This window comes from Paraburkholderia sp. AV2 (assembly GCF_054968425.1).
Window position 1 is genome coordinate 1 of the sequence record NZ_JBANLK010000120.1, and the last position, 914, is coordinate 914.

2 protein-coding genes are annotated in these 914 nt (G+C 61.3%); both read right to left on the reverse strand.

Translation table 11 applies throughout. The features are described 5' to 3' along the window. Window positions 1-10: 10 nt before the first annotated feature. Window positions 11-526: an IS5 family transposase gene (locus V8683_RS31360; RefSeq protein WP_411190446.1), complete on the reverse strand. Its 516-nt coding sequence runs from the start codon at window positions 524-526 to the stop codon at window positions 11-13. Further along, window positions 418-828 (reverse strand): transposase, encoded by a 411-nt coding sequence (locus V8683_RS31365; protein ID WP_411187075.1) that lies wholly within the window; start codon window positions 826-828, stop codon window positions 418-420. Before V8683_RS31365 ends, V8683_RS31360 begins: the two co-directional genes overlap by 109 nt. Window positions 829-914: the final 86 nt, after the last annotated feature.

Consider the following 914-nt stretch of genomic DNA (forward strand, 5'->3'; position numbering starts at 1 on the left):
AAAGGCCAGTTCAAAATGGCCGCTCAGCTCGGCTGAAGATGTTCCAGCAGACGAGAGAGCAGCCGAGTTTGAGGAACGCTTCGTGAATGTCAGATCGGCGTTCGAAGCGGATGCGAAGACGACGGAAACCATGGAGCCACGAATGAGTCCGTTCGACGACCCAACGGAATTTGCCGAGGCCGCTGCCGTGTTCGGTGCGGCGTCTGGCGATGACCGGTCTGATACCGCGTTCGCGAAGTCGGTGGCGATGCGAGTCGGAATCGTAGCCACGGTCGGCGTAGAGGACCTTGGGCTTGCGAAGCGGTCGGCCGCGAGTGCCGCGAATCGGCGGGATAGCGTCGACCAGCGGCAGCAGTTGCGTGACATCGTTGCGGTTCGCGCCGGTCAGGATCACGCTGACAGGAACGCCATTCGCGTCTACGAGGACGTGATGTTTGGACCCTGGTCGTGCGCGATCGGTGGGGTTTGGCCCAGTTTTTGGCCTGCCCCAACGGCGCGCACGGACGATGAATCGACAGCCGCATATGAGAAGTCGAGCTGGCCGGATTCGCGCAGCTTGTCGAGCAGCAGCCCGTGCAGTTTGTCCCACACTCCGGCTTGCTGCCAGTCGTGCAACCGACGCCAGCAAGTCGCTCCAGAGCCGAAGCCCAACCGGGTCGGCAGATGATTCCATCGCATCCCTGTCTTGAGCACGAGCAGGATGCCATTGAGTGCCGCACGGTCCGAGACCGGCAGGCGCCCAGGGTATCGCCTGTGTCGCGGCTTGGGCGGCGGAAGTAGTGGTTCGATCAGTGCCCACAGCGCGTCATCGATGATAGGTGCCGGCATTCCTTGATCCGTTGTTCAGGCATCCAAGGTTAACCGTTTCACGGGAAAGTAAACAGCCCTTCCGGGCTCTTTTTGAACTGGCCTTT

Excerpts from the sequence above, each read along its gene's own strand:
- V8683_RS31365 (WP_411187075.1), bottom strand. The coding sequence starts at position 828 with ATGCCGGCACCTATCATCGATGACGCGCTGTGGGCACTGATCGAACCA.